Consider the following 24,538-nt stretch of genomic DNA (forward strand, 5'->3'; position numbering starts at 1 on the left):
CCCCGGCTTCTCACGACATAACGCGTCAGCCGGGTGAGGGGTTCCTGACGTCACCGCATGGCGGCGTGCTCGAACGGCCTGACCTGCTCGATCTGCGCGGCCACCCGGATCAGCAGATCCTCCCGTCCGGCCGCCGCGACGAGCTGCACGCCGACCGGCATGCCCGCCGCGTCCCTGTGCAGCGGCAGCGAGACGGCGGGCTGTCCGGTCGCGTTGATCGGCGAGGTGTAGGCCACCACCTGCGCGGTCCTGCCGAACGCGGTGCTGAGGTCGGTGGGCGGGATCCAGCCGAGCCGGAACGGCGCCGCCCCTGACGACGGCATCAGCAGCAGGTCGTTGCCCTCGGCCCACCAGGAGGCCATGCGGCGGCGGAAGCCGTCCACCCACTGGGTGGCCAGGATGTGGTCGGCCGCGCTGTTGGCGCGGGCGGCGGTGACCATGGCCGCGTTGCGTGGTTCGAGCTCGTGCAGCTCCACCGGCCTGCCGCGGGCCGCGCCCAGGCTCACGACGTGCGCGGCGAGGTTGTCGGCGACGATCGCGGCGAAGTGCCGGGCGAACTCCGGCTCGGCGAGCGCCGGCGGGCCGCCGGGCGTCACGTCGTGACCGAGGCTCTCCAGCAGCGCCGCCGCCCGGGTGACGGCCTCGGCCAGGTCGGGATCGGCGGGCACGCCCGGCCTCGGGTGGGCGGTCAGGAAGCCGATGCGCAGCCGTCCCGGGTCGGCGTGCAGCTCGGCGGTCAGGGGGCCGGGCAGCGCGGGGGCGTCGTAGGGGTCGCCCGGCTCGTAGCCGGAGACCGCGTCGAGCGCGGCGGCCGTGTCGCGTACGGTCCTGCTCACGAAGCCGGGGCAGGAGAAGCCGCTCCAGCCCTCGCCCGCGGACGGGCCCATGCTCAGCCGGCCGCGCGTCGGCTTGAGCCCCACCAGGCCGCACAGCGAGGCCGGGACGCGGATCGAGCCGCCGCCGTCGCTCGCCGTGGCCAGCGCGACCATGCCCGCGGCCACCGCCGCCGCCGAGCCGCCGCTCGACCCGCCCGCCGAGTACGCCGGGTCGTAGGGGTTGCGGGTGGGGCCGTACGCCAGCGGCTCGGTCGTGACCGTGCTGCCGAACTCGGGGGTGTTCGTCCGGCCCAGCAGCACGAAACCGGCCCGGCGCAGGCGGACCACGCCGTGGCCGTCCTGGGCGGCGTCCTGGTCGTCGAGCACCCGCGAGCCCGCGGCGTACGGCTCGCCGGCCTGCCGCCAGCCCAGGTCCTTCAGCAGGATCGGCACGCCGCGGAAGGGCGCGTCCGCCGGGAGGCCGTCGATCTCGGCCAGCGCCCGCTCGAACCGCCGGTGGACGACGGCGTTGAGCTCGCCGTCGTGGGCCTCGACGGCGGCGATGGCGGCCTCGGCCAGCTCGCGGGCCGACACCTGCCCGTCCCTGACCGCCTGGGCCTGGCCGACGGCGTCGAGCCGCAGCACGTCGTCCATCAGCCCTCCTGGACCGGGGCCAGGTCGCGCACGGCCTGCTCGATCGGCACCTCGCCGCCGGGGATGGGGGCGAGCACCGGCGTGTCGAGCCCGTTGTCGACGTACTGGCGGATCCTGGCCCGGCAGGTGGCGGCGTCGCCGTGCACGACGAGGGCGTCGACCACCTCGTCGGGGATGGCCTTGAGCGCGGCCTGGCGGTCGCCCGCGGCCCACGCCTCGTGCATGGGACGCAGCACCTCGCCCCGGCCGAGCCAGTCGTGGAAGGCGGCGTAGGCGGGCACGGTCAGGTAGCTCGCCAGCATCCACCTGGCCATCTCGCGCACCTTGCCGGCGTCCTCGCTCACGCAGACGAACAGGCGGGCGATCAGCTCGGTGTCCGGGCCGATCTCGGCGCGCACCTTGGGCACGTCCTCGGGGGCGAGCCAGTTGGTGATCGCGCCGTCGGCCTCCTCGGCGGCCAGGCGCAGCATCCGGGGCCGCAGGGCGGCCAGCACGATCTTGGGTGCGGTCTTCGGCGCCCGTTCCAGCTTGAAGCCCTTGATCTCGAACGTCTCGTACCGCTCGGAGACCTTCTCCCCCGCCAGCGCCCTCCGCAGGAAGCGCAGCGTGTCGCGGGTACGGGCGTACGGCTTGGCGAACTCCACGGCGTTCCACCGCTCGACGATCGCCGGCGAGGAGGAGCCGATGCCGAGCACGAACCGGCCGGGGGCCAGGTCGGCCAGGGTGGCCGCGGACATGGCCAGCAGCCCCGGCCCCCGCGTGGAGACCGGGACGATCGCGCTCCCGAGCCGCAGATCCGGAGCCCACTGGGTGGCCATCGCCAGCGGGACGAACCCGTCGTTCCCGTTGACCTCGGCCGACCAGGCGTCGGTGTAGCCGAGGCCCGGCAGCTCCGCGATCAGCTCCTGCGACCTGGCCAGGGAACGGTCGTAGAAGGGGATGGTCATGCCCCAGTTCGGCGTCATTCATGGCCTCCGGTTCGGCGACGGTGAGCCGACCATACCAAGCGGTATGTCGCCAGAAGGAGCCCCCTAGGCCCGCAATTCGTGCACCGCGGCGATGAAGTCCTTCGTTATCCCCTGCAATCCGGGCAGATGCGACAACCCGACCAGCCGGTCCACCAGCGGCACCGTGACCTCGATCAGCCGGTACGTCCGCACGCACCCCGGCGAGGTGTCGTGCACCCAGAACAGCACCATGCCCATCGACAGCAGCCACAGCAGCTCGGGCAGCTCGGCCCGCAGCTCGGCGTTCATCCGGTCCTTCGACCCCTCGACCACCTCGCGGTAGATCCCGATGGACGCCTCCCGCGCCGGCGACGACTGCGCGCTGAACGGGCTCAGCGGGTTCGTCGGCTCGGCCGCGTGCTTGAAGAACTTCACCGCGAACTCGTGGTACGGCTCCGACACGCGCACCCACTCGCGCAGCACCCCGCTCAGCCGCGCGGCGAACGACCTCTCCGTGGCCAGGAACTCCCGGCAGGCCTGCTCGTGCTCGGCCTGCGCACGGTCGTAGTAGGCCTGGATCAGCGCCTCCTTGCTCTCGAAGTAGTAGTAGGCGTTGCCCACTGACACCCCTGCCTCGGCGGCGATGGCGCGCATGGTCGTCGCGTCGAAGCCACGCTCACGGAACAGTCGCAAGGCCGTCTCGACGATGACCTCTCGGGTGCTCTCCGATCCTCTGTTTCGGGCTTCGGACACGTTCGTCACTTTACGTCTTGAAAGCGCGGTGGGTCATGGAGTGGCACGGTGATCGCCGCCACAGGGCAAAGATGACTATGAGACATGAGTTATCTCCTGGGAATGGTGGGATTGTCGTTTCAGGCGGAAGGGCTCTTTTCCGCGAAAAGGCATCGACATGTGGATACGTGGAACAGCGCGCACCTTCGCGGTGGCGCTCCTCGGCATTCAGATCACCATAATCGCGCTGGCGTCGGCCGCTTCCGCCGCCTCCCACCCATCAGGTGGAGAGCGGGTTCAGGCGCCAACACCGTTCAACCGTCCTGACGAGACCGGGGGGATGCTCGACCTGTCCCTGTGGTTCCCGGAGGGGATCGACGGGCCGTGGACGAACATCCGGCAGGCCGCCCTAGAGGCGGCCCTGGCGGAGACATACCAGGTCGAGCAGCACCAGGCGGACCCCGCGGCCGCCAAGTCCCAGCTGTCGAAGGAGGACTCCGAGGAGACGGAGGACGCCTGGGCCGAGGCCGAGGACGCGTTCGTCGCGCAGCCGGACGCGCAGGATCGCGCCGAGCGCTCAGAAGCCGTCACGAGGCCCGCGAGCGTCGAGGAGGCGATGACGCCCCGGAGCCGGCCGCAGAGGTCGCAGCAGCGATCTCAGCTTGATCTGGCGCGGGTGCTGCCCAGGCAGGCCGCCATGCACATGACCCACGCGCTGGCCGCCCGCTGGCTCAAGAGCTCGGGCCTGCGCACGAAGTCGTCGGGCCACTGTACGAGCCGCCACATGCACCACTGCACCTCGCTCGACTCCGTCAGGGCCGGCACGATCGCCCGGATCATCGACCTCAAGCATGACAGCGGCTGCCCGGTCATGGTGACCGGCGGCACCGAGGCGGGCCACGCGCCCGGCCAGTACAGCCACGGAAACGGCTACAAGCTCGACATCACGCACAACGCGTGCATCGACCGCTACATCACCAAGCACCACCGCAAGACGGGCGTCCGCGGCGACGGCGCCGCGCTCTACCGCTCCGCCACCGGAACCGTCTTCGCCAACGAGAGCAGCCACTGGGACATCCTCTTCCGGTGACAGGCCCCGCCCGCGCGAGAACGTGACTCGCCGGGCAACCACGAACCGCCGGGAAACGCGACTCTTCGGAGAAGGCGACAGATCTCGCCAGGAAAACGCGAAGGACGCCGCACACTGGCACGGCGTCCCCACGGAGTCGGCCGGGCTACAGCTCGGAGGCCACCAGCTCGGCGATCTCAGCCGCGTTGAGCGCGGCGCCCTTGCGCAGGTTGTCGCCGCAGACGAACAGGTCGAGCGTGTTCGGGAAGTCGATCGCCTGGCGGACGCGGCCCACGTAGGTCGGGTCGTTGCCGACCACGTCGAGCGGCGTCGGGAAGACGCCGTTGGCCGGGTCGTCCATCAGCACCACCGTCGGCGCCGCCGAGAGCACGCGGTGGGCGTCCTCGACCGTGATCTCACGCTCGAAGCGGGCGTGCACGGCCAGCGAGTGGGTGGTGATCACCGGCACGCGGACGCAGGTCGCCGAGACCTTCAGGTCGGGGATGCCGAGGATCTTGCGCGACTCGTTGCGCAGCTTGAGCTCCTCGGACGCCCAGCCGCCGTCCTTGTACGAGCCCGCCCACGGCACCACGTTGAACGCGATCGGCGCCGGGAACGGCGACTCCCCGGCCAGCTTGTCGGCCAGGACGTTGCGCACGTCGCCGGCCGTCTGGCCGATCGAACGGTCGCCGGCCAGGGCCTCGACCTCGTCGTAGAGCCGGGCCGAGCCGGCCACGCCCGCGCCCGACACCGCCTGGTAGGAGGCGACGACGAGCTCCTTGAGCACGTACTCGGCGTGCAGCGCGCCCATGGCCGCCATCATCGACAGCGTGGTGCAGTTGGGGGTCGAGATGATGTTCCTGGGCCGCTCGCGCGCGTCGAGCGGGTTGACCTCGGGCACCACCAGCGGCACGTCGGGCTCCATGCGGAAGGTGCCGGACTTGTCGATCGCGATCGCGCCGCGCTCGGCCGCGATCGGCACCCACACGGCCGACACCTCGTCGGGCACGTCGAAGATGGCGATGTCGATGCCGTCGAAGACCTCGGGCGCGAGCGCCTGGACCACGACGTCCTCGCCGCGCACGCTCAGCACCTTGCCCGCCGAGCGCGGGGAGGCCACGAGGCGGATCTCGCCCCAGATGTCCTCCCGGGTGGACACGATGTCCCGCATGACGGTGCCCACGGCGCCGGTGGCGCCGATCAGGGCGAGATTGGGCCTGCTCATCGTCCGCTACCTCCGTACACCACTGCTTCGACCTGGTCGGCGTCGAGATCGAAGGCACGGTGGGCGGCCGCCACGGCCGCGTCGACACCGTCCTGCTCGACGATCACCGAGATGCGGATCTCCGAGGTGGAGATCATCTCGATGTTGACCCCCGCGTCGGCGAGGGCCGCGAAGAACGTCGCCGTGACGCCGGGGTGCGAGCGCATGCCCGCGCCGATCAGCGACACCTTCCCGATCTGGTCGTCGAAGAGCAGCGACTCGTAGCCGATGCGGCCCTGGATCTTCTTCAGCGCGGTCAGCGCCACCTGGCTGTCGGCCGTGGGCAGCGTGAAGGAGATGTCCGTGCGGCCCGTGGCCGCGGCCGACACGTTCTGGACGATCATGTCAATGTTGATCTCGGCGTCGGCCAGCGTTTTGAAGATCGAGGCAGCCTCGCCGACCTTGTCGGGGACCCCGACAACAGTGATCTTGGCCTCGCTCCGGTCGTGCGCGACGCCGGAGATGATCGGCTGCTCCATCTCGGTTCCTTCGGTGTAAGGGTCGGAGACGACCCACGTGCCTTCCGTGGTGCTGAACGAGCTGCGTACGTGGATCGGCAGGTCGAACCGCCGAGCGTACTCGACGCAGCGCAGATGCAGGATCTTCGCGCCGCAGGCCGCCATCTCCATCATCTCGTCGTACGAGATCTTGGGGATCTTGCGGGCGACGGGCACGATGCGGGGGTCGGCCGTGAAGATGCCGTCGACGTCGGTGTAGATCTCGCAGACGTCGGCCTCCAGGGCCGCCGCCAGCGCGACCGCGGTGGTGTCGGAGCCGCCGCGGCCCAGCGTGGTGATGTCCTTGGTGTCCTGCGAGACGCCCTGGAAACCGGCCACGATCGCGATGTGACCCTGGTCGAGCGCCTCACGGATGCGGCCCGGCGTCACGTCGATGATGCGCGCCTTGCCGTGGGTGGAGTCGGTGATCACGCCGGCCTGCGAGCCGGTGAACGAGCGCGCCTCGTGGCCGAGGTTGGCGATCGCCATGGCCAGCAGGGCCATCGAGATGCGCTCTCCGGAGGTCAGCAACATGTCGAGCTCGCGGCCCGGAGGCAGCGGCGACACCTGCTCGGCCAGGTCGAGCAGCTCATCCGTCGTGTCGCCCATCGCGGAGACGATCACGACCACGTCGTTGCCGGTTTTTTTCGTCGCGACGATCCGCTGCGCGACCCGCTTGATGCAGGACGCGTCGGCGACGGACGAACCACCGTACTTTTGCACAACGAGCGCCACGAGAGTCTCCCGGTCTGGACTGTGAACTGCCAGTCTACTGGGGGCCTCTCATGGGCCTGATGGCTCATACCACTATGTGGATGATCATCACACGGTGGTGGCTTCCTCCGCCACGTCGAGCCGCGAGTGCGCGGCGAGGGCCTGCAGCGCGCGCATCGCCGCGCCCGCGTGGTTGCCCCAGGTGTTGAAGTAGGAGTACTGCCACCACCACAGCGCCTCGTGCGGACGGCCCGCGTGGAAGTGACGCAGCCCGTGGATGAGGTCGGCGGCCACCGCGGTCAGGTCGTCCGACAGCCGGTACGGCGTGACCGACGTGTCCTTGTACGGGTCGAACACCTCGGCGTAGTCGTCGACCGCCTCCAGCCGCTCGGCCAGCGCCGTGCGCACGCCGTCGATGTCGGGGTCCTCGCTCATCGGCGGTTCGTAGTTGCCCGACAGGATCACGTCGCGGTTGGCGCCGAGCTTGGCGCCGGCCAGGCTCACCTGCGCGACCTCCACCAGGAGCAGCGACCAGATCGCGTCGCCGCCCTCACCGCCGGCGACCCTGGTCAGGCCGTCGACGTAGTTCTGCGCGTGCGCGGCGATCTCTTCGGCGAGCACATCCCACATATCAGACATCCAGGAGCCTCCGTCCTTCGAAAGCACGGCCCAGGGTCACCTCGTCGGCGTACTCGAGGTCACCGCCCACCGGCAGGCCGCTGGCGAGTCGTGTCACTTTGATGCCCATCGGCTTGACCAGCCGGGCGAGGTAGGTAGCGGTCGCCTCGCCTTCGAGGTTGGGGTCGGTGGCGAGGATGAGCTCGGTGACCCGCCCGTCGGCCAGGCGCGTCATGAGCTCGCGGATGCGCAGGTCGTCGGGGCCGATGCCGTCGATCGGGCTGATCGCGCCGCCGAGCACGTGGTACGTGCCGCGGTACTCGCGCGTCTTCTCGATCGCCACGACGTCCTTCGACTCCTCGACCACGCAGATGACGTGCGTGTCGCGCCGCGGGTCACGGCAGATGCGGCACTCCTCCTCGGAGGCCACGTTGCCGCACACCCGGCAGAAGCGCACCTTGTCCTTGACTTCGAGCAGCGCGTGCGCCAGCCGCCTGACGTCGGCCGGATCGGCCGCCAGCAGGTGGAACGCGATGCGCTGCGCGCTCTTCGGACCGACGCCGGGCAGCATGCCGAGCTCGTCGATCAGGTTCTGGACGACCCCTTCGTACATGCCTAGAACCCTGGCAGCTGTCCGAGTCCGCCGCCGCCCAGACCTTGGGCGAGCGGGCCGAGCTTCTCCTGCTGCAGGTCGGCGGCGGCGCGCACCGCGTCGCGGACGGCCGCGATCACCAGGTCGGCGATCGTGTCGGCGGTGTCCTGCGGGTCGGCCGCGTCGATCACGCTCGGGTCGATCTTGAGTTCGAGCAGCTCACCTGAGCCGTTGACGACGGCAGTGACCATGCCGCCGCCCGACGAGCCCTCGATCTGCGCGTCGTTGAGCTCCTGCTGGGCGCTCACAAGCTGCTGCTGCATGAGCTGAGCCTGCTCCAGCAGCTGCTGCAGGTTGACATCCCCTGGGTTCACCGTCGTGCGCTCCTCGTGGCTCCGGTTCTTGACTGCCACGAGCCTACGGTGTTTGGGCGGCGTCATGTACTGGGAGGGCTCCCCATGTTTCCCTCCAGGCATTCGTCACGGACCTTTGTCATGGCCGGATCTCGGCCCCCCTCCAGTGTCCGAGACCCGGCCATCACGTCGGACGGAGCGGCCGCACCACGCCGACGCGTGTTTCGGAACGCTAGTGCGCCCAACGTTGCACACACGTTGCGTTCATTCAATCACCCTACGCAATCCCCCTGAACGGCTTGCGCATATCGCCGCCAGGACGGATGCTCGTTGTTGACTACTTGGAGTGACCGATGAGTTACGGCCATCTCGATGCGTACTCCCGTCTTCTACGCGGAGCACACGAAGCGGCGGCTACCGGGCAGAGCTCGCCCGATTCGCCCCGCACCCTGATCACGGCCTCGTGGCGGCGCTCGCTCGCGGCGGGGATCGACCCGGATGGCCGCAGCGCCCCTTTGGTCTGCGAGTCCGCCGACGTCGTCGAGATCCGCGAGGCTCATCCGCTGCGGCCGCTGCTGCCCCTGCTCGCCCAGACGCTCTCCGGCCTGGCAGACGAGGCCGAGCATGTCATGATCGTCACGGACCGTGACGGACGAGTGCTCTGGCGTGAGGGCAAAGGCGGCATCCTGCGCGATGCGGACCAGGTGGGCCTGGCTGACGGCCATCACTGGGGCGAGCGCATGGCCGGCACCAACGGCATCGGCACCGCGCTGGCCACCGGCCGGCCGGTGCACGTCTACTCCGAGGAACACCTGATGCGGGTGCTGCACGTCTGGTCGTGCAGCGCGGCGCCGATCAGCGATCCGGAGTCGGGCAACGTCATCGGCTGCGTCGACGTCAGCGGCATCGCGCGGTCCCTGCATCCGGCGACCGTCGCCCTGGTCAGCGCGACCGCCAAGCTCGCCGAGTCGCAGCTCGCCGTACGGATGCACGAGCGCGACGAACGCCTGCGCCGCCGCTACGAGTCGCTGCGCAACCGGGGCGGCATCCTGCTCTCGCCCACGGGCCGGGTCATCTCGGGCGATCCCATGGGCCGGCTCGGCGCCCGCCTCCCCCTGTCCGGCCAGCGCATGATCCTTCGTGACGGGAGCGTCGCCTTCCTCGAACCCTTCTGCGACGGCTACCTCCTGCGCGACACGCCGTCCGCGACGCCGCCCACCCTGCGGCTGACCTGTCTCGGCGAGGGCACCCCGACGGCCGACCTGGGCGAGCGCCCGCGTCCGCTCTCGCTGCGCCACGCCGAGATCCTGGCCCTGCTCGCGCTGCATCCCCAGGGCCTGTCGGCCGACCAGCTCTCGTTCCACCTCTACGGCGACGACGGAAACCCCGTGACCATCCGGGCCGAGATCCACCGGCTGCGCGGTCAGCTCGGGGAGGTGCTGGCGGCGAAGCCGTACCGGCTGGTCTGCCCGGTCGAGGCGGACTTCCTCGGCGTTCGCCGGCTTCTCGACTCGGGCGACACCGCCGCGCTGGCCCGCGCCTATCCCGGGCCGCTCCTGCCGCGCTCGGAGTCGCCGGACATCCGGCGCGAACGCGAGGAGCTCGAAGCCCAGGTACGCGCGTGCCTTTTGCGCCACGGCTCGCCCGACGACCTGTGGACCTACGCCCAGACGCCCAACGGCCGCGACGACTACCAGATCCTGGAACGCCTGTCGGCCCTGCCGCCGACGGACCCCCGCTCGGCCGCCGCCCGCGCCCGACTCTTCCCCTGACAACCGTCTAGCCGCCGCCCGCGCCCGGCTCTTCCCCTGACCTCAGCCCGGCCTCGGCCGGAGGGGGGCTTCGGTCAGGTGTGGTCGATCTCGCCGATGACCTGGGCGCCGAGCTCGCGTTGCAGCAGGGCCATGCCGGAGACGGCGTCGACGTCGGCGTCCGCGTCGTTCAGCGGGTCGACGTCGTCGGCGTCGGCGGCCTTGTCGCGGCCCGGGATCGCGCTCGGCCACGCCGCCGTGCCCCCCGCGCGCGACGCCGGGGTGCGCGGACCCGCCTGGGCTGCCGCCTTGGCGGCCGACCGCGCGGCGGCCAGCCCCGCCCCGACCGGCGCGGCGGCGGGCTGCCGGGCGGTCACGGTCTGGGTGGGGTCGGGGCTCGGCGGGGAACCGGGGCTGAGGTCGTCGGGCGCGTCGGGCCACGACTCGTCGGTGGTCGGGCGCGCGGACGCGGCGGCCGGAGGTTGGCCCGGGTCCTGGGAGCCCTGGTCGTCCTGGGAGCCGCCGTGCGAGCCGGACCGCCCCTGGGAGGTCGCCTGGACGCCCGCCCCGCCCTGCGGGCTGGTCGTCGCCTGGCTCGCGACCGGGGCCGCCTGAGGGACGGGGGCGCCGTGGCCGCCCGACGGCGGCTGCTGGCGCGCGGGGCCGCGGGTGGCCTGGGGCGCCGGAGAGCCGCCGACCACCGCCTCGACCCGCCAGGTGCCGCCGAGCACGTCGCCGAGCGCGGTCGCCACGACGGCGTCCTTGCCGCCGCCCGTGAAGTTCTTCATCGCGCCGACCTGGCTGAACCCGAGCGTGACCAGGTTGCCTTCGACGCCCACGACCTGGGCGTTCGTACTGACGTTGGCCCAGACCACGATGCTGCGCTGCTTGAGCGCGGCCAGCACGGCGGGCCACTGCTGCTGCATGCCGCCCGCCCCGCCCGCGACCGGGCCTGTTGCCGCGGGCGCCTGAGCGGCGGGCGCCTGGGCGACGGGTGCGGGCGCGTCGGAGGCCGTAGCCGCGGCCGAGCCGGGACGTACGGGCTCGGGCCAGTCGTCGGCCCCTCCGCCCGCGGGCCCCTGAGCGGCGGCGGAACCGTTGCTCCCGGCGGGCGTCGCAGGCTCAGGAACCGCCGCGTCGCCGCCGACCGGCGCCGCCGTACCGACGGAGACGGCCGGGGACGCGACGGGAACGTGCACGTCGTGACCGCCGCCCGGGGCAGCCGGACGCGGGATCGTCACCGCGCCCGCCCTGGAGGCCATCTGCGCGACCGTGCCGCCGCGCTCCAGACGTTCGAGCCGGGCGAGCAGGGACGCCTCGCCCTGCGAGGCGCCCGGCAGCAGCACGCGCGCGCACATGAGTTCGAGCAGCAGCCGCGGCGAGGTGGCGCCGCGCATCTCGGTGAGCCCCGCGTTGAAGATCTCGGCCGCACGGGTGAGCTCGGCCGGCCCCATCGAGGACGCCTGCCCCACCAGCCGCTCCAGCTCGTCGGCGGGACGGTCGAGCAGCCCGCTGGACGCCGCCTCGGGCACGTTGGCCAGGATCACCAGGTCGCGGAAGCGCTCCAGCAGGTCGGAGGCGAAGCGGCGCGGGTCGTGGCCGCCCTCGATCACCCGATTGACCGCCTGGAACACCTGGCCGCCGTCGCGCGCGGCGAACGCGTTGACGACCTCGTCGAGCAGGTCGCCGTCGGTGTAGCCGAGCAGGGATACGGCCTTGGCGTAGGTGATGCCGTCGTCCTCGGCCCCGGCGAGGAGCTGGTCGAGGATGGAGAGCGAGTCACGGGCCGACCCGGCGCCCGCGCGGACGACCAGCGGCAGGGCGGGCGGCTCGAAGGGCACGCTCTCGGAGGTGAGGATCTCCTCCATCAGCGCCTTGAGCGTCGCCGGCGGCATCAGCCTGAACGGGTAGTGGTGCGTACGCGACTTGATGGTGCCGATGACCTTTTCCGGCTCGGTCGTCGCGAAGATGAACTTCAGGTGCGGCGGAGGCTCCTCGACGAGCTTGAGCAGCGCGTTGAAACCCTCGCGGGTCACCATGTGCGCCTCGTCGATGATGTAGATCTTGTAGCGCGCCGACACGGGCGCGAAGAAGGCACGTTCGCGCAGGTCACGGGCGTCGTCGACGCCACCGTGGGAAGCCGCGTCGATCTCGATGACGTCGAGGTGGCCGGGGCCGGTCGGGGCGAGCGCCACACACGACTCGCAGGTGCCGCAGGGGTCGGGCGTCGGGCCCTGCTCGCAGTTGAGGGAGCGGGCGAGAATGCGCGCGCTGGAGGTCTTGCCACACCCGCGGGGGCCGCTGAACAGGTACGCGTGGTTGATGCGGCCCGTACGCAACGCCTGTCGCAGCGGATCTGTGACGTGTTCCTGACCCTTGACCTCGGCGAAGGTCCCGGGTCGGTACTTGCGGTAAAGCGCAAGGCTCATGCGACCATCCCGCCTGCGAGGGGGCTCTCAACGAAGAGACCCCCCGCACACCCGCCAGAGCCCGCTTATCCTTGCTGCCTTCCGGCCCTGGGGAGGTTCACAGGATGACGCCGCGCGAGGGGTCCCTGGACAGTCTAACCGGCCTCAGCAGTGCTCGCTCCACGGTTCGGGGTTGAGCATGTCCTGGAAAAATCGCGGTCACCGCAGTGCCGGAAGTCCGGTAAGCTCGTCGGCGGAGGATTCGCCTAGTGGCCGAGGGCGCACGCTTGGAAAGCGTGTATAGGGCAACCTATCAGGGGTTCAAATCCCCTATCCTCCGCCAGTTCTGAAGGGTCATGCCAGGTCAACGGCATGGCCCTTCTGGCTTTGTGTCGCCTTATGGCGCCTCGACCGGCAGGTCTACGGTCCGGGTCGTAAAGGACCGCCGCCCGTTCGTTCCACGGCACCGGCGAGCCCCACCGCGACGTGCTCGCCGCCTCGCCTTTCAGCAGCCTGGAGTCCCGGGTGTTCAGCCGGCGGCTGACATGGGACGTGGACGGACTGATCGGGCTCCAGCTCTCCTACTCCTCCAGCTCCCCCGCCAGGCTCGGCGACCGTCTGCCCGCCTTCGTCGAAGCGCTGCGTCAGGCGCCCTTCCAGATGCCAGGAGATCCCGAAAGAGTGGCGGGGACTGGAATCGTCAGGATATCTTGACGGTTATGACCTTGAGCACTGCCGATCTTCCGGGGCACGAGGGTTTCGTCGCTCCCGTTCTGCCCGACGGGGAGCCGGCCTCGTCGTCCAGCGCCTTCACCAGGACGTTCGTGGGGTATCTGGCCGCCTGTTCGTGCGGCTGGACCGATCGGCGGCGGTACCCGGCGACGCCGGAGGGGGCCAAGGAGGCGGAGTACCGGTGGTGGAGCAGGCACACGCCGCCGCTGCTCGCCGCCGCCCCGCCCGGCTGGCTGGTGACCAGGTCGAACCTGCTGTGCGAGCAGGTCGTCAAGCTCGCGGCCGATCGGCCGCTGGCCGCGCTCACCCTGCTGTCCCAGGTGGAGAGCTGGCAGCGGACGCTGCTCGACCAGGCCGTCGCCGGGGCGCGGGACAACGGCGCCTCCTGGGCGGAGATCGGCGAGGCCATGGGGATCTCCAAGCAGGCGGCCCACGAGCGCTTCAGGGCCCAGGTGAGCCAGTAGAGCCCGTTCAGGCCGGTACGAGCGCCTTGGAACGGTCGGCGACCATCCGTACGGCGAAGATGCCGAGCACGGTGCCCATCGCGTACCGCTGCACCCGCAGCCACACCGGACGGCGGGCGAGGAAGGCGGCCAGGCCGCCGGCCGAGATCGCGATCAGCGCGTTGACCAGCGTGCCGATCGCGATCTGCACCGAGCCGAGCGCGAGGCTCTGGAGCAGCACGTGTCCCATGGCGGGGTCGATGAACTGCGGCAGCAGCGACAGGTACAGGATCGCGATCTTGGGGTTCAGCAGGCAGGTGAGCAGCCCCATGGCGAACAGTTTCCGCGGCCTCTCGACCGCCAGCTCGCGCGGCTGGAAGACCGAGGCGCCGCCCGGCCTGACCGCGTTCCAGGCCATCCAGAGCAGGTACGCGGCCCCGGCCAGCTTGAGCGCCGTGTAGGCCACCGGCACGTACGCGAAGACGGCCGTCAGCCCGAGGCACGTCGCCGTCAGGTACGCCATGAACCCCAGCGCGACGCCGACCAGCGAGATCAGCCCGGCACGACGCCCCTGGCTGATCGAGCGGGAGACCAGATAGATCATGTTCGGTCCCGGCGTCAGAACCATGCCCAGGGACACCAGCGCGATCCCCACCAAGCCACCCGTCATAGCGGCAGATTAGCTGACAAATCGCAGAAAATCACAGGTCCGTATATTGCCTTGCGTAATCACCCGACTACGGGGGATGACACAGGACATGCAGTTCGACGACGACGCGCCACTCGACCCCTCACAGGTCGAGGACGTCCGGGCTTCCGGCTCCCAGCCCGGCCGGGGCGGCGGCGGCTGGGGCGGGATGCCGGGCGGCGGCTGCATGTTGCCCATCGGCGGCCGGGGCGGCGGCTGCCTGCTGCTGGTCCTCGCGGTGGCCGGTCTGTTCCTGTTCAAGCTCGCCCCCACGCCGTTCAGCGGCGACGAGGGCGGCGAGCAGGGCGGCGGACGCTACCCGAGCGCCCCCGGCCAGCTCTCCCCCAGCGGCAACCTGGCCGAGCGCTGCCGTACGGGCGCCGACGCCGACCAGTCGGAGGACTGCCGGATCGTCGGCACGGTGAACAGCATCCAGTCCTACTGGCGGCAGGAGTTCAAGGAACGCGACCAGCAGTACACCCCGGCCAAGACCGTGCTGTTCTCCCGGGCCGTGAACACCGGCTGCGGCCCCGCCGACTCGGCCGTGGGCCCGTTCTACTGCCCGCGCGACCGCAAGGTCTACCTGGACCTGGCCTTCTTCGACACGCTCCAGCGCGACTTCGGCGCCGAGGGCGGCCCGTTCGCCCAGGCGTACGTGGTCGCCCACGAGTACGGCCACCACGTCCAGAACCTGCTCGGCACCATGGACAAGGTCGGCAACAACAGCAGGCCGGGCGCCGGCAGCGCGTCCGTGCGCCTGGAGCTGCAGGCCGACTGCTATGCCGGCGTCTGGGCGCACAACGCGGTCAAGACGGGCTTCTACCGCGAGCCGTTCTCGCAGGCCGACATCAACCAGGCACTCGACGCCGCCGCGGCGGTCGGCGACGACAGCATCCAGCGCCGCTCGCAGGGCCGCGTCACGCCCGACGCGTTCACCCACGGCACCTCGCAGCAACGCGAGAAGTGGTTCAGCGTCGGGTACGACAGCGGCCTCCCGGACAGATGTGACACCTTCTCGGGTGGCATCTAGGCGCCCTCCTGGGGAAGCTCTCTAGCGGGCAGCACCCAGAAGGGACGTCAGATATGGATTTCAAGGACGACGTCAACCTCGACTCGTCGCAGGTCGAGGACGTCGGCGGTCGCGGTGGCGGCGGGTTCTCGGGCGGCGGATTCCCCGGCGGCATGGTCCTCGGGGGCGGCGGCATCGTCGGCCTGATCGCCTTAGTGCTGGTGTTCGTGTTCAACAACCTGGGCGGCGGAGGCGGCGACGCCGAGCCGGCCCAGAAGCAGCCCCCGGCCAAACTCGCCGAGGAGTGCAAGACGGGCAAGGACGCCGACCAGTCGGAGAAGTGCCGCGTCGTCGGCGTGGTCAACAGCATCCAGGACTACTGGAAGCAGGAGATCCCCGACTACCGGACGTCGAAGACGATCCTGTACTCGGGCAGCCTCCGTACCGGCTGCGGCGCGGCCAGCTCCGCCGTCGGGCCGTTCTACTGCCCGAGCGACCAGCGCGTCTACCTCGACCTGAGCTTCTTCGACCAGCTCCACAGCCAGTTCGGCGCCAAGGGCGGCCCCTTCGCCCAGGCGTACGTGATCGCCCACGAGTACGGCCATCACGTCCAGGACCTGCGTGGGGCACTCCAGTCGGACACCGGCAGCTCGGTCCCCGTCGAGCTCCAGGCCGACTGCTACGCGGGCGTCTGGGCGCACAACGCCGTCCGCACCGGCTTCTACGAAAAGCCCTTCACCCAGACGGAAATCGCCGAGGCCCTCGACGCCGCGGCCGCCGTGGGCGACGACAGAATCCAGCAACGCACGAGCGGCAGAATCGACCCCGAATCGTTTACGCACGGCTCGTCCGAGCAACGCGTCAACGCCTTCCAGCGCGGCTACCAAAACGGCCGGCCGGGCGACTGTGAACAGTCTGAGCTGGGCCGATAGCTCTCGACAACGCAGCAGGTCGAATTCTCTCCTAAAATGAGGTGGGTGATCTTCAAGCTCGTCGGCGACGGACGCCCTTATCCCGAACACGGTCTGACGAACCGAGAGTGGGCGCAGATCCCTCCCAGGCAGGTCCGGCTCGACTCGTTGATCACCACGAAGGCCATGCTGGACCTGCACTCGCTGCTCGCCGCGGACTCCACTTTCTACGGCGACCTGTTCCCGCACGTGGTTCAGTGGCAGGGCGAGCTCTATCTGGAGGACGGCCTCCACCGGGCCCTGCGCGCGGCCCTGCACCAACGGTCGATCCTGCACGCCAGGGTCCTGGATCTGCCCAACTGAAACGCGCCGGAAAAGGGAGCCGCCATTCGCGGCTCCCTTTTTCATGTGCCAACCTGATCGACGTGCCGTGTGTCACGTCCGCGTCTTTCAACATCATTCGGAGAATGCCGTGTCGTATCCACCGCCACACGGGTCGTGGCCGCCACCCGGATACGGCCCGCCGTCCTACTACTCGCAGCCGTCCCACTACGCGCAGCCGCCGGCGCAGGAGTACTTCGAGGAGCCGGGGCCGCTCGACAATCGCAACCTGATCGTGCTGCTGGCCATCGGGCTGCCGCTGCTGCTCCTGAGCGCCTGCGGGGCGCTGTTCTTCGTCCTGACCGACGACGGCCGTCCGGAGACCCGCGGCGGGGAGACGGTCCAGACGCAGGTCGTCGAGGACAGCCCGCCGGACGTCCAGCTCAACCTGAACCCGCCGGCCGACGGGCCCACCCAGCAGCCCTGAGGCAAAAGAAAAGGGCCTCCGAGGTCATCGGAGGCCCGCTGGCGGTGGTGGTGGGATTTGAACCCACGGATGAGTTGCCCCATCACACGCTTTCGAGGCGTGCGCCCTCGGCCACTAGGCGACACCACCGCGGACGAGCTTACCGGATTCTCCGAGTAGCGAAGAACGTCTTGAGGACGGCGGAGCATTCTTCGGCCAGAACGCCCATGACGACCTCGGGCCGATGGTTGAGCCTGCGGTCGCGGACGACGTCCCAGAGTGAGCCCACGGCGCCGGCCTTCGCGTCGACGGCGCCGTACACGATCCGGTCGACCCGGGCGAGCACGGACGCGCCCGCGCACATCGTGCACGGCTCCAGCGTGACCACCAGCGTGCAGCCGCTCAGCCGCCACTGCCCGCGCAGCGCGGCGGCCCGCCTGAGCGCCAGCACCTCGGCGTGCGCGGTGGGATCGGCGGCGGACTCGCGGTCGTTGCCGGCCGCGGCCAGCACCTCGCCCAGCGGGCCGAGCACGACGGCGCCGACGGGGATCTCGCCCCTGCCGCCGGCCGCGACGGCCTCGGCCAGGGCCAGGCGCATCGCTTCCTCGTGGGTCAACGCAACCGGTCGAGCTCGTCGGCGAACGACAGCCGTTCGGCGATCACCGAGAGGATGTCGGCGGGCAGCAGGCCCTCCTCCATGCTCAGCTCCAGCAGCTCCTCCGAGCTCACGCCGAGGTCGCTGAGCAGCTCGAAGTCACCGGCGGGACGCACGCCGAGCCCGTTGCCCTCCTTGTCGGGGGCCACTCCGGCGAACTCGGCGAACAGCTCGCCCATGCTGTTGGAGGTGATCGCGTGCACGTCCGACAGGAACACCCGGGGCTCGTCCTCGCCCCGGTAGCGGGCGATGGCGAACCATTCGTCCTCGACCTCGACGCAGAGCAGGGCCAGCTCGTCGCCCGTCAGGCCCAGCGTCTCGATGACGGCGTCACCGAAGTCGTCGACGATCTCCGCGTCGCGCAGATCGACCTCTGCGCCGGTCCAGCCGTCGGAAGTCCTGACAAAAGCCGCAGAGAAGGTGTTGGACGCCATGCCCGCACTCCAGGGGGGTTCAGCCGAAGACCGATTCGATGGCACGCTCGAACGGCTCGGAGAAGCCGAGCCGCGCGGCGATGCTGGACAGCACATCTTCGGGGAGGAGATCGATGTCGCCGGAGAGGATGCCCAGCTCCATCTCGTCCAATCCGAGATCGGCGAAGATCGACAGATCTCCCGCCGGCAGCACGGTCTCCTCGTCCTGGAGGATCTCGTCGAGCTCCTCCTCGTCGGGGACCGGCACGTCGAGATAGTGCAGCACCTCGCGGGCGAGCGGGAAGTCCCAGGAGGCGGCGATGTCGGACAGGAAGACGTCGACGCGGTCGCCGAGCACCCGCAGCGCCACGAAGAACTCGTCGCCCACCGCGACCAGGCCGATGGTGCCGCTCTCGCTCGGCTGCTGCCTGAGGGCCTGGATCAGGCCCTGGAGGTCGGACGTGAGCGTGACGGGCAGCAGCTCAGCGTGCCACCGCTCGTCCTCGCGGTAAATCACTATGGCGAAGTCGAGCGCATCTTCGTCTGTCATCGCCATCCCCACCCGAGCCTCTGACACGACAGGTTCGCACCAGACCCCAATCGTTCCAGAACAGGCCACGCGGCGTGTGCTTCTCCGACCAAATTGTGATCAAAACCAAAGGCCCGGGATGCCACCACTCCGTCCACCGGATACCGTTGGGCCCTATGGAAACCCTCGTCGTCGACCATCCGCTCGTGGCCCACAAGCTCACCACGCTGCGCGATGTCCGCACCGACTCCCCGACCTTCCGCAGGCTCGCGGACGAGTTGGTGACGCTGCTGGCGTACGAGGCGACGCGCGACGTCCGGGTCACCGACGTCACCGTCCAGACCCCGGTCTCCCCCGCCCACGGCGTGCGCCTGGCCAAGCCCCAGCCGCTGGTCGTGCCCATCCTGCGGGCCGGGCTCGGCATGCTCGACGGCATGACCCGGCTGCTGCCCACCGCCGAGGTCGGCTTCCTCGGCATGATCCGCAACGAGTCCACCCTCCAGGCCGAGACGTACGCCACCCGCCTGCCCGACGACCTGTCCGGGCGTCAGTGCTTCGTCGTCGACCCGATGCTCGCCACCGGCGGCACGCTCGCCGCCGCCGTGCAGTTCCTGTTCGACCGGGGCGCGGTCGACGTCACGGCCATCTGCCTGCTGGCCGCCCCCGAGGGCCTGGCGTACATGGACAAGGTGTTCGCCAACTCCGGCAAGCCCATCCGCGTTGTCACCGCCGCCCTCGACGAGCGGCTCAACGAGAGCGGCTACATCGTCCCCGGCCTCGGCGACGCCGGCGACCGCCTCTACGGCGTGGTCTGACCCTTCCATCGGCTCCCCTTCTCCTTACGCTGGGTCGTCACTTCGTTACATACTGTGGTTGGGTGGGTACGAAGAGACAGGAAGGGAACTTCCGCATGCGCGTGGGGGAAGCACGATGAGCGACATGCCCGGAGCCGAGGAGTCCTCGTGAACGAGCGAGCGACCGGCAACAGCGGCGCCCCGTCTCATGCGACCAGCACAGGAGGGCGCATGAGCGAGCACACCGAGGCCGACCCGACCCCGTACGCGGAGGTCGAGGCCGCGCTGCGCGACGAGTTCGCCGGCGTGCATTCCTCCACCACCGTAACGCGCTGTGTGGAAGCAGCGCACTACGGCGCGCTGGAGGTCACCGGCTATGCGCATCCGAGCCTTGTGGAGCGCATCGCCCGGAAGCACCTTCACGTCCTGGCGCTGGTCGCCAGCGAACGTGGCTGAGCAAGCTAAGCAAGATCAAAACTAACCCGCCAAGTTACCTTTACCCCGGCTACCGGGTGGGTAATGTATACGGCGGGTGGAGTGGGTTAGTGGCACGGAGGCGACAGTGCAGGTCAAAAAAGTCCTCACATACGGTGGTATCGCATTTGTGGCGTACTACCTGTTCGCACGACCAGCTGATGCCGCAGACGCGGTGAAGGGGGCGTTCGACACGGTGTTCAACGCGGCCGACTCTCTGGCCCAATTTGTGAACAACCTCGCATGAGACTGGTGACCCACGGGGACTCTGCTCCGTCGTCGGTCAACCGCTACCTCCTCCCCAACGAACAACAGGTCATCATGGTGCGGCGTCATCCCGCCGTGCTGCTGCGCCCGGTCGCCGAGGTCTTCGGCGGCCTGGTCATCGCCGGGCTCCTCAGCAAGTTCTTCGGTGGAGGGGAGTCCGGCGGCACGGCGCTCGTCGTGGTGTGGTGGCTGTGGCTGCTGCTCCTCGTGCGCTTCGTGTGGAAAGTCGCGGAGTGGTCGGTCGATTACTTTGTGGTGACGTCCAAGCGGATGCTGCTCACCACCGGGTTGATCACGCGCAAGGTCGCGATGATGCCGCTCGGCAAGGTCACCGACATGAGCTTCCAGCGATCTCTCCTGGGCCGCATGCTCGGTTACGGCGAGTTCATCCTCGAGTCCGCTGGTCAGGACCAGGCTCTGTCAACGGTCGAGTACATTCCGTATCCGGAGACCCTCTACCTGGAGGTCTGCCAGATGCTTTTCCCCAGCAAGGACGAGAGCGACGATTAATCTCAGCGTGGCAAATTCTTCACGCGGGGATACCAGATTCGGCTACTTCATGCAATCATTGCGTGTTGTTGACCCTTCCCCGCCTTGAGAGATGAGATGCCGAGTCAGGGAACCATCGGTGACCGCGTCCGTGGACTGCGGCTGAACAGGCGGATGTCCCAGGCCCAGTTGGCCGGACCCGACCTGTCTGACAGTTATGTCTCGCTCATCGAGTCGGGCAAGCGCACGCCGACTCCTGTCGTGGCCCGCCTCCTCGCCGAGCGGCTGGGATGCACCACCGAGTTCCTCCTGCACGGCATCGAGCCGCGGCAGCGCATCGACACCGAGCTGGGTCTTCGCCATGCCGAGCTGGAGCTTCAGCACGGCGACCCCGCGGTGGCGGCCGACCGCTTCACGGAGATCGTGAAGGCGGCCGACGAGGAGAACGCCATGCTCACCGCGCACGCCCGCTTCGGCCGGGCCCGTGCGCTGGAGGTCCAGGGGCGTCTCGGCCAGGCCGTCGAGGCGTTCGAACGGCTGCGCAGGGAGGCCGCCGCGCATCCCGAGCGCCTGGCCGACCTGCCGCTCACGATCGCGCTGAGCCGCTGCTACCAGCGGGCCGGCGACCGGCTGAGGGCCCGTGACCTGGCCGCGGCCGCCTTGGAGCAGGCCGAGCGGCTGTCCATCTCGCAGGGCGAGATCGCGGTCGACCTGGCCACCGCTCTGGTCGAGGCGCGCAGCGAGCGTCAGGGCGACTCCCCCGAGCTCGAGTACGTCAAGCGGGTGCTGGACAACAGCGGCGTTCCTGAAGTTATGGACCGTTCCGAGGAGATCCACGCCCTGTGGCAGGCGAGCTCCGCCGCCGCCGCCGGCGAGGACTCCGCGCTGGCCGTGCGCCTGGCCGACGACGCCATCATGGCCGGTCGTCAGGCCCGGCTCGCGCTGCAGCTCGCGCGGGCGGCCATGCACTGGTCCAGGCTGGTCACCGCGCCGCTCGACGAGGCCGAGCGGCTGGCCGCGGCCGCGTCGCGGGCCTTCGCGTCCTCCCCCGGCAGTGTCCGCGAGCACGGCGAGAGCCTGGTCGCGCACGCTCGGGTGCGGCTGCGGGCGGGCGACCAGACGGGGGCCGCCGAGCTGGCCACCACGGCGCTGGGGCTGGCCCACGACGGTTCTGGCACCACGCCGGCCGAGGCGAACCTGGTGCTCGCCACCGTCGCGCTCGACCTCGACGGCAGTGCCACGACGCAGCTCCGTACGGCGCACGAGCTGCTCGACTCGCTCGACCGTCCGGTGTTCGGGTCCGACAGGCAGGCCGCCCGCTGCTGGCGCGAGCTGGGTGACCTCTATGGCAGGGCCGGGGCAAGAGCACAGCAGACGGCCGCATATCGTAAAGCCCTTGAAGCTGCCGGAGTTCGCTCCGCATTGGCAGGGGTGACGGTCGAAGCCACGGTCGCGCACTGAACCTCCGGGAGCTCCAGATTTGGACTTTTGAGTCTGGAATAATTAGGGTCGACCAGTCATTGACTCATAGGATGATTGGTTTCCCCGGAGGAGGCGGACTGTGAGTCTGCGTACGGCGCAGCGGGCTTCGCTCGTCGACCAGGTGATCGATCAGCTCAAGGAGCAGATCACCTCAGGGTCGTGGCAGATGAACGGCAAGATCCCCACCGAGACCGTGCTCGCCGAGCAGCTCGGAGTGGGACGCAACACCGTTCGCGAGGCCGTGCGCGCGTTGACGCACGCCGGGCTGCTGGAGTGCCGTCAGGGGGACGGCACTTACGTCCGGGCGACCAGTGAGCTGTCTGGGGCGATGCTGCGCCGGCTGCGCCAGGCCGAGCAGCTGGAGATCCTTGAGGTGCGGCGCGCGCTGGAGGTCGAGTCCGCCCGGCTGGCCGCGACCCGCCGTACCGACGAGGACATCCGCCGCATCGAGGCCGCGCTGGCCGAACGCGACCGCGCCTGGGAGCTGGACGACCCCGACTTCTTCGTCGAGGCCGACCTCGCCTTCCACATGGCGGTCGCGCACGCCACCCACAATCTCGTGCTCATCGACCTCTACGAGGACTTCTCGGCGGCTCTGCGGGCCAGCATCACGGCCGCGGGCACGTCGTTCAACAAGAGCTACATCCCGCACGACGCCATCGCCCGCGCCATCGCCGCCGGCGACGCCACCGCGGCCGAGCGGGCCGGGCACGCGTGCATGGAGCACATCCTCATCGCCCTCACCGACTCCTGACCGGGCCTCAGGCGGCGGGGCGCAGCTCGGCCGCATGGTCCTTGGCGAACTCGGTGAAGCTGCGGCCCGGACGCCCGGTCACGTCGGTGAAGGCGGTCGTCGTACGGTCGCCCCAGCCCGCCGAGTACGCCGTGAGGTACTCCCTGGTGACGGCCGCGTCCCATTCGCGCATGCCGGCGTCGAGCATCGAGCGGTAGGCGTCGTCGGGGGCGACGGGGTGGTAGGCGATCGGCGTGCCGTAGACCTCGGTCAGGGCGGTGGCCGCCTCCCCCAGCGAGATGCTGGCCGGGCCCGTGAGCGTGTAGGTGCGGCCCTTGTGCGGCGCCGGGTCGCGCAGCACCGCGGCGGCGAAGTCGCCGATGTCGCGGACGTCGATCAGCCCGATCCGGCCCTCGCCCGTGCCGCCGTAGAGGGTGTCGCCGGCGACCGAGCCGAGCAGGTTCTGCATGAAGAAGGCCGGGCGGATGACCGTCCAGTCGAGGCCCGAGGCGGCCAGCTCGACGTCGGAGAGGGCGTGCAGGCGGCCGTTGCGCGTGGGGGCGTCGTGGGCGGCTCCGATGGCCGACATGCGCACGACGTGCCGCACCCCCGCCTTCCGGGCCGCCCAGAGGGCGTTCATGCTCGCATGGGGCGCCTGGGGGCCCATGGCGGTCAGCAGCCACAGGGTGTCGACCCCCTCGAAGGCGGCGTCGAGCGTGGCGGGCCGGTCGAGGTCGCCGACGGCCACCTCGACGCCCTCGGGGGCCTTGGCCGCGTCGCGCACCAGGACGCGCACGTCGCTCAGGTCGCCCAGCGACTTCAGCACGGCCCCGGAGACGGTGCCGGTGGCACCGGTGATCAGGATGGTCATCGCAATATCCCCTTTTCTGCGGAGATCAACTCGTCGATCAGGTCGAAGAACTTCTGGATGCCGGGCAGGTTCGCGCCCTTGGCACGGGAGGCGGCGAAGTCGTCGCCCGAGCGCCAGTCGACGATGTCCAGCCACTCGTCGTCGGACAGGCGGACCAGCCGGGCGCCGAGGAAGCCGGCGCGGTCGGCCGCGAAGTCGGCGAGCATGCCCGGGCGGGCCGCCAGCAACTGGCCGGCGCGTTCCGGGGACACTCTGAATCTGGTGAGTTCCACCGTCGTGGTCATGGCACGACAATATAGTAAGAATCAGTGACAGTCAAAATCAGTGACTAATTGGAGGGCCACTCGTGCGCAGGAGTCATCGCAAGCAGGACGAACCGGACCTCGGCGTGCTGGCGGGGCGCACGCTCTTCGCCCTGCAGCGCGACCTGTTCGCCAAGCTGGCCGAGCAGGGGCACCCGGGGCTGCGGCCGCGGCACGGCGCCGTGCTGGCCTACCTGGACGAGGAGGGCAGCAGGGCGACCGACCTGGCCGCGCAGTCGGGGCAGCACAAGCAGGTGATCGGCACGCTGGTGGACGAGCTGGTCGCGCTCGGCTACGTGGAGCGGCAGCCCGACCCGGCCGACCGGCGGGCCAAGCTGATCGTGCCGACGGACAAGGCGCTGGACCACATGACGAAGTCGGACGCGATCATCGCCGAGATGGAGGCCGCGCACGCGCGGGCCGTGGGCGAGCAGGCGTACGCGGAGTTCAAGAGGGTCTTCAAGCTGGTCGCCGAGCGGCAGACGGGCACGGCGGGATGACGGCTCGGGCCGGGCGACCTCAGCTCAAGCTCGCTCAGCTCAAGC

Annotated in this window: 28 protein-coding genes, 2 tRNA genes and 1 other RNA gene; 14 read left to right on the top strand and 17 right to left on the bottom strand. The window is 70.1% G+C overall.

Annotated features, from left to right (window positions below):
- Positions 1–50 precede the first annotated feature (50 nt).
- The 3 genes from ACIBST_RS39820 to ACIBST_RS39830 all read right to left on the bottom strand — a co-directional run bounded on the left by ACIBST_RS39820 (position 51) and on the right by ACIBST_RS39830 (position 3,169).
- A complete protein-coding gene (locus ACIBST_RS39820; RefSeq protein WP_397178723.1) occupies positions 51–1,469 on the bottom strand; it encodes an amidase in 1,419 nt (472 codons plus the stop codon).
- Complete coding sequence (locus tag ACIBST_RS39825; protein WP_397178724.1) at positions 1,469–2,434, bottom strand: LLM class F420-dependent oxidoreductase; 966 nt, start codon at positions 2,432–2,434, stop codon at positions 1,469–1,471. The genes ACIBST_RS39820 and ACIBST_RS39825 overlap by 1 nt, the downstream gene beginning before the upstream one ends.
- Positions 2,435–2,500: 66 nt before the next feature.
- A complete protein-coding gene (locus ACIBST_RS39830) occupies positions 2,501–3,169 on the bottom strand; it encodes a TetR family transcriptional regulator (RefSeq protein ID WP_352318405.1) in 669 nt (222 codons plus the stop codon).
- Positions 3,170–3,488: 319 nt separating this feature from the next.
- Here ACIBST_RS39830 and ACIBST_RS39835 point away from each other — a divergent pair, with 319 nt between their 5' ends.
- Positions 3,489–4,238, top strand: coding sequence for a hypothetical protein (locus tag ACIBST_RS39835; RefSeq protein WP_397178725.1), 750 nt, complete (start codon positions 3,489–3,491; stop codon positions 4,236–4,238).
- Positions 4,239–4,383: 145 nt separating this feature from the next.
- Here ACIBST_RS39835 and ACIBST_RS39840 read toward each other — a convergent pair whose 3' ends face one another.
- The 5 genes from ACIBST_RS39840 to ACIBST_RS39860 all read right to left on the bottom strand — a co-directional run bounded on the left by ACIBST_RS39840 (position 4,384) and on the right by ACIBST_RS39860 (position 8,276).
- Complete coding sequence (locus ACIBST_RS39840; RefSeq protein ID WP_397178726.1) at positions 4,384–5,442, bottom strand: aspartate-semialdehyde dehydrogenase; 1,059 nt, start codon at positions 5,440–5,442, stop codon at positions 4,384–4,386.
- The gene (locus ACIBST_RS39845; RefSeq protein WP_352318411.1) at positions 5,439–6,713 is read right to left on the bottom strand and encodes an aspartate kinase; all 1,275 of its coding nucleotides are present in this window, start codon (positions 6,711–6,713) and stop codon (positions 5,439–5,441) included. The genes ACIBST_RS39840 and ACIBST_RS39845 overlap by 4 nt, the downstream gene beginning before the upstream one ends.
- A gap of 87 nt (positions 6,714–6,800) precedes the next feature.
- The gene (locus ACIBST_RS39850; protein WP_352362187.1) at positions 6,801–7,331 is read right to left on the bottom strand and encodes a DUF5063 domain-containing protein; all 531 of its coding nucleotides are present in this window, start codon (positions 7,329–7,331) and stop codon (positions 6,801–6,803) included.
- The gene (recR, locus tag ACIBST_RS39855; RefSeq protein WP_352318415.1) at positions 7,324–7,923 is read right to left on the bottom strand and encodes a recombination mediator RecR; all 600 of its coding nucleotides are present in this window, start codon (positions 7,921–7,923) and stop codon (positions 7,324–7,326) included. The genes ACIBST_RS39850 and recR overlap by 8 nt, the downstream gene beginning before the upstream one ends.
- 2 nt (positions 7,924–7,925) lie before the next feature.
- Positions 7,926–8,276, bottom strand: a complete 351-nt coding sequence (locus ACIBST_RS39860; RefSeq protein WP_125640519.1) for a YbaB/EbfC family nucleoid-associated protein — start codon at positions 8,274–8,276, stop codon at positions 7,926–7,928.
- A 494-nt stretch (positions 8,277–8,770) separates the two neighbouring features.
- Between ACIBST_RS39860 and ACIBST_RS39865 the strand changes: the two genes are divergently transcribed.
- The gene (locus tag ACIBST_RS39865; RefSeq protein ID WP_397178727.1) at positions 8,771–10,027 is read left to right on the top strand and encodes a GAF domain-containing protein; all 1,257 of its coding nucleotides are present in this window, start codon (positions 8,771–8,773) and stop codon (positions 10,025–10,027) included.
- Between the two features lie 74 nt (positions 10,028–10,101).
- Here ACIBST_RS39865 and ACIBST_RS39870 read toward each other — a convergent pair whose 3' ends face one another.
- Complete coding sequence (locus ACIBST_RS39870) at positions 10,102–12,435, bottom strand: DNA polymerase III subunit gamma and tau (protein ID WP_397178728.1); 2,334 nt, start codon at positions 12,433–12,435, stop codon at positions 10,102–10,104.
- Between the two features lie 31 nt (positions 12,436–12,466).
- Positions 12,467–12,562, bottom strand: an RNA gene (ffs, locus tag ACIBST_RS39875) — signal recognition particle sRNA small type.
- A 107-nt stretch (positions 12,563–12,669) separates the two neighbouring features.
- Here ffs and ACIBST_RS39880 point away from each other — a divergent pair.
- Positions 12,670–12,757, top strand: a tRNA-Ser gene (locus tag ACIBST_RS39880).
- A gap of 376 nt (positions 12,758–13,133) precedes the next feature.
- Positions 13,134–13,610, top strand: a complete 477-nt coding sequence (locus tag ACIBST_RS39885; RefSeq protein WP_397178729.1) for a hypothetical protein — start codon at positions 13,134–13,136, stop codon at positions 13,608–13,610.
- A gap of 7 nt (positions 13,611–13,617) precedes the next feature.
- On the opposite strand, the gene ACIBST_RS39890 is transcribed toward ACIBST_RS39885, so the two are convergent.
- Positions 13,618–14,259, bottom strand: a complete 642-nt coding sequence (locus tag ACIBST_RS39890) for a LysE family translocator (protein ID WP_397178730.1) — start codon at positions 14,257–14,259, stop codon at positions 13,618–13,620.
- An 88-nt stretch (positions 14,260–14,347) separates the two neighbouring features.
- On the opposite strand from ACIBST_RS39890, the gene ACIBST_RS39895 reads away from it, so the two are divergent.
- From ACIBST_RS39895 to ACIBST_RS39910, 4 genes are all read left to right on the top strand, one after another.
- Positions 14,348–15,307 (top strand): neutral zinc metallopeptidase, encoded by a 960-nt coding sequence (locus ACIBST_RS39895; RefSeq protein ID WP_397178731.1) that lies wholly within the window; start codon positions 14,348–14,350, stop codon positions 15,305–15,307.
- 53 nt (positions 15,308–15,360) lie between these two features.
- A complete protein-coding gene (locus ACIBST_RS39900; protein ID WP_397178732.1) occupies positions 15,361–16,218 on the top strand; it encodes a neutral zinc metallopeptidase in 858 nt (285 codons plus the stop codon).
- A gap of 45 nt (positions 16,219–16,263) precedes the next feature.
- Positions 16,264–16,560 carry a type II toxin-antitoxin system VapB family antitoxin gene (locus ACIBST_RS39905; protein ID WP_352318431.1) on the top strand — a complete coding sequence of 99 codons (297 nt, stop codon included), beginning with the start codon at positions 16,264–16,266 and terminating at the stop codon, positions 16,558–16,560.
- Positions 16,561–16,669: 109 nt separating this feature from the next.
- Entirely contained in the window at positions 16,670–17,005 is a 336-nt protein-coding gene (locus ACIBST_RS39910) for a hypothetical protein (RefSeq protein WP_397178733.1), read from the top strand.
- Positions 17,006–17,044: 39 nt separating this feature from the next.
- On the opposite strand, the gene ACIBST_RS39915 is transcribed toward ACIBST_RS39910, so the two are convergent.
- The 4 genes from ACIBST_RS39915 to ACIBST_RS39930 form a co-directional block, all read right to left on the bottom strand.
- Positions 17,045–17,134, bottom strand: a tRNA-Ser gene (locus ACIBST_RS39915).
- 10 nt (positions 17,135–17,144) lie between these two features.
- The gene (tadA, locus tag ACIBST_RS39920; protein WP_397178811.1) at positions 17,145–17,582 is read right to left on the bottom strand and encodes a tRNA adenosine(34) deaminase TadA; all 438 of its coding nucleotides are present in this window, start codon (positions 17,580–17,582) and stop codon (positions 17,145–17,147) included.
- Between the two features lie 14 nt (positions 17,583–17,596).
- Entirely contained in the window at positions 17,597–18,073 is a 477-nt protein-coding gene (locus ACIBST_RS39925; RefSeq protein WP_397178734.1) for a tRNA adenosine deaminase-associated protein, read from the bottom strand.
- 19 nt (positions 18,074–18,092) lie between these two features.
- Complete coding sequence (locus ACIBST_RS39930; protein ID WP_397178735.1) at positions 18,093–18,608, bottom strand: tRNA adenosine deaminase-associated protein; 516 nt, start codon at positions 18,606–18,608, stop codon at positions 18,093–18,095.
- Between the two features lie 149 nt (positions 18,609–18,757).
- Between ACIBST_RS39930 and upp the strand changes: the two genes are divergently transcribed.
- The 5 genes from upp (at position 18,758) to ACIBST_RS39955 (ending at position 22,841) form a co-directional block, all read left to right on the top strand.
- Positions 18,758–19,396 (top strand): uracil phosphoribosyltransferase, encoded by a 639-nt coding sequence (upp, locus tag ACIBST_RS39935; RefSeq protein WP_357973920.1) that lies wholly within the window; start codon positions 18,758–18,760, stop codon positions 19,394–19,396.
- Positions 19,397–19,606: 210 nt separating this feature from the next.
- Positions 19,607–19,831 carry a hypothetical protein gene (locus tag ACIBST_RS39940; RefSeq protein ID WP_352318442.1) on the top strand — a complete coding sequence of 75 codons (225 nt, stop codon included), beginning with the start codon at positions 19,607–19,609 and terminating at the stop codon, positions 19,829–19,831.
- 261 nt (positions 19,832–20,092) lie between these two features.
- On the top strand, positions 20,093–20,626 hold the full coding sequence (locus ACIBST_RS39945; protein ID WP_189647299.1) for a PH domain-containing protein: 534 nt from the start codon (positions 20,093–20,095) through the stop codon (positions 20,624–20,626).
- 96 nt (positions 20,627–20,722) lie between these two features.
- Entirely contained in the window at positions 20,723–22,066 is a 1,344-nt protein-coding gene (locus ACIBST_RS39950; protein ID WP_397178736.1) for a helix-turn-helix domain-containing protein, read from the top strand.
- Between the two features lie 100 nt (positions 22,067–22,166).
- On the top strand, positions 22,167–22,841 hold the full coding sequence (locus tag ACIBST_RS39955) for a FadR/GntR family transcriptional regulator (protein ID WP_352318450.1): 675 nt from the start codon (positions 22,167–22,169) through the stop codon (positions 22,839–22,841).
- A gap of 7 nt (positions 22,842–22,848) precedes the next feature.
- Here the strand turns inward: ACIBST_RS39955 and ACIBST_RS39960 are convergent, their stop codons facing one another.
- Together ACIBST_RS39960 and ACIBST_RS39965 are read right to left on the bottom strand one after the other, a co-directional pair.
- Positions 22,849–23,691 (bottom strand): SDR family oxidoreductase, encoded by an 843-nt coding sequence (locus ACIBST_RS39960; RefSeq protein ID WP_397178737.1) that lies wholly within the window; start codon positions 23,689–23,691, stop codon positions 22,849–22,851.
- On the bottom strand, positions 23,688–23,975 hold the full coding sequence (locus ACIBST_RS39965; protein WP_397178738.1) for an antibiotic biosynthesis monooxygenase: 288 nt from the start codon (positions 23,973–23,975) through the stop codon (positions 23,688–23,690). Before ACIBST_RS39965 ends, ACIBST_RS39960 begins: the two co-directional genes overlap by 4 nt.
- A 62-nt stretch (positions 23,976–24,037) precedes the next feature.
- Between ACIBST_RS39965 and ACIBST_RS39970 the strand changes: the two genes are divergently transcribed.
- On the top strand, positions 24,038–24,493 hold the full coding sequence (locus ACIBST_RS39970; RefSeq protein WP_397178739.1) for a MarR family winged helix-turn-helix transcriptional regulator: 456 nt from the start codon (positions 24,038–24,040) through the stop codon (positions 24,491–24,493).
- The last annotated feature ends 45 nt before the right edge of the window (positions 24,494–24,538 follow it).

Source organism: Nonomuraea sp. NPDC049684 (assembly GCF_044465345.1).
Taxonomy (GTDB): domain Bacteria; phylum Actinomycetota; class Actinomycetes; order Streptosporangiales; family Streptosporangiaceae; genus Nonomuraea.

What these genes read in the sequence shown, in the direction of transcription:
- ACIBST_RS39820 (WP_397178723.1), bottom strand. Translation starts at nt 1,469, where the DNA reads ATGGACGACGTGCTGCGGCTCGACGCCGTCGGCCAGGCCCAGGCGGTC.
- ACIBST_RS39825 (WP_397178724.1), bottom strand. Translation starts at nt 2,434, where the DNA reads ATGACGCCGAACTGGGGCATGACCATCCCCTTCTACGACCGTTCCCTG.
- ACIBST_RS39835 (WP_397178725.1), top strand. Translation starts at nt 3,489, where the DNA reads ATGCTCGACCTGTCCCTGTGGTTCCCGGAGGGGATCGACGGGCCGTGG.
- ACIBST_RS39840 (WP_397178726.1), bottom strand. Translation starts at nt 5,442, where the DNA reads ATGAGCAGGCCCAATCTCGCCCTGATCGGCGCCACCGGCGCCGTGGGC.
- ACIBST_RS39850 (WP_352362187.1), bottom strand. Translation starts at nt 7,331, where the DNA reads ATGTCTGATATGTGGGATGTGCTCGCCGAAGAGATCGCCGCGCACGCG.
- recR (WP_352318415.1), bottom strand. Translation starts at nt 7,923, where the DNA reads ATGTACGAAGGGGTCGTCCAGAACCTGATCGACGAGCTCGGCATGCTG.
- ACIBST_RS39870 (WP_397178728.1), bottom strand. Translation starts at nt 12,435, where the DNA reads ATGAGCCTTGCGCTTTACCGCAAGTACCGACCCGGGACCTTCGCCGAG.
- ACIBST_RS39885 (WP_397178729.1), top strand. Translation starts at nt 13,134, where the DNA reads ATGACCTTGAGCACTGCCGATCTTCCGGGGCACGAGGGTTTCGTCGCT.
- ACIBST_RS39890 (WP_397178730.1), bottom strand. Translation starts at nt 14,259, where the DNA reads ATGACGGGTGGCTTGGTGGGGATCGCGCTGGTGTCCCTGGGCATGGTT.
- ACIBST_RS39895 (WP_397178731.1), top strand. Translation starts at nt 14,348, where the DNA reads ATGCAGTTCGACGACGACGCGCCACTCGACCCCTCACAGGTCGAGGAC.
- ACIBST_RS39900 (WP_397178732.1), top strand. Translation starts at nt 15,361, where the DNA reads ATGGATTTCAAGGACGACGTCAACCTCGACTCGTCGCAGGTCGAGGAC.
- tadA (WP_397178811.1), bottom strand. Translation starts at nt 17,582, where the DNA reads ATGCGCCTGGCCCTGGCCGAGGCCGTCGCGGCCGGCGGCAGGGGCGAG.
- ACIBST_RS39925 (WP_397178734.1), bottom strand. Translation starts at nt 18,073, where the DNA reads ATGGCGTCCAACACCTTCTCTGCGGCTTTTGTCAGGACTTCCGACGGC.
- ACIBST_RS39930 (WP_397178735.1), bottom strand. Translation starts at nt 18,608, where the DNA reads ATGGCGATGACAGACGAAGATGCGCTCGACTTCGCCATAGTGATTTAC.
- upp (WP_357973920.1), top strand. Translation starts at nt 18,758, where the DNA reads ATGGAAACCCTCGTCGTCGACCATCCGCTCGTGGCCCACAAGCTCACC.
- ACIBST_RS39940 (WP_352318442.1), top strand. Translation starts at nt 19,607, where the DNA reads ATGAGCGAGCACACCGAGGCCGACCCGACCCCGTACGCGGAGGTCGAG.
- ACIBST_RS39945 (WP_189647299.1), top strand. Translation starts at nt 20,093, where the DNA reads ATGAGACTGGTGACCCACGGGGACTCTGCTCCGTCGTCGGTCAACCGC.
- ACIBST_RS39950 (WP_397178736.1), top strand. Translation starts at nt 20,723, where the DNA reads ATGCCGAGTCAGGGAACCATCGGTGACCGCGTCCGTGGACTGCGGCTG.
- ACIBST_RS39960 (WP_397178737.1), bottom strand. Translation starts at nt 23,691, where the DNA reads ATGACCATCCTGATCACCGGTGCCACCGGCACCGTCTCCGGGGCCGTG.
- ACIBST_RS39965 (WP_397178738.1), bottom strand. Translation starts at nt 23,975, where the DNA reads ATGACCACGACGGTGGAACTCACCAGATTCAGAGTGTCCCCGGAACGC.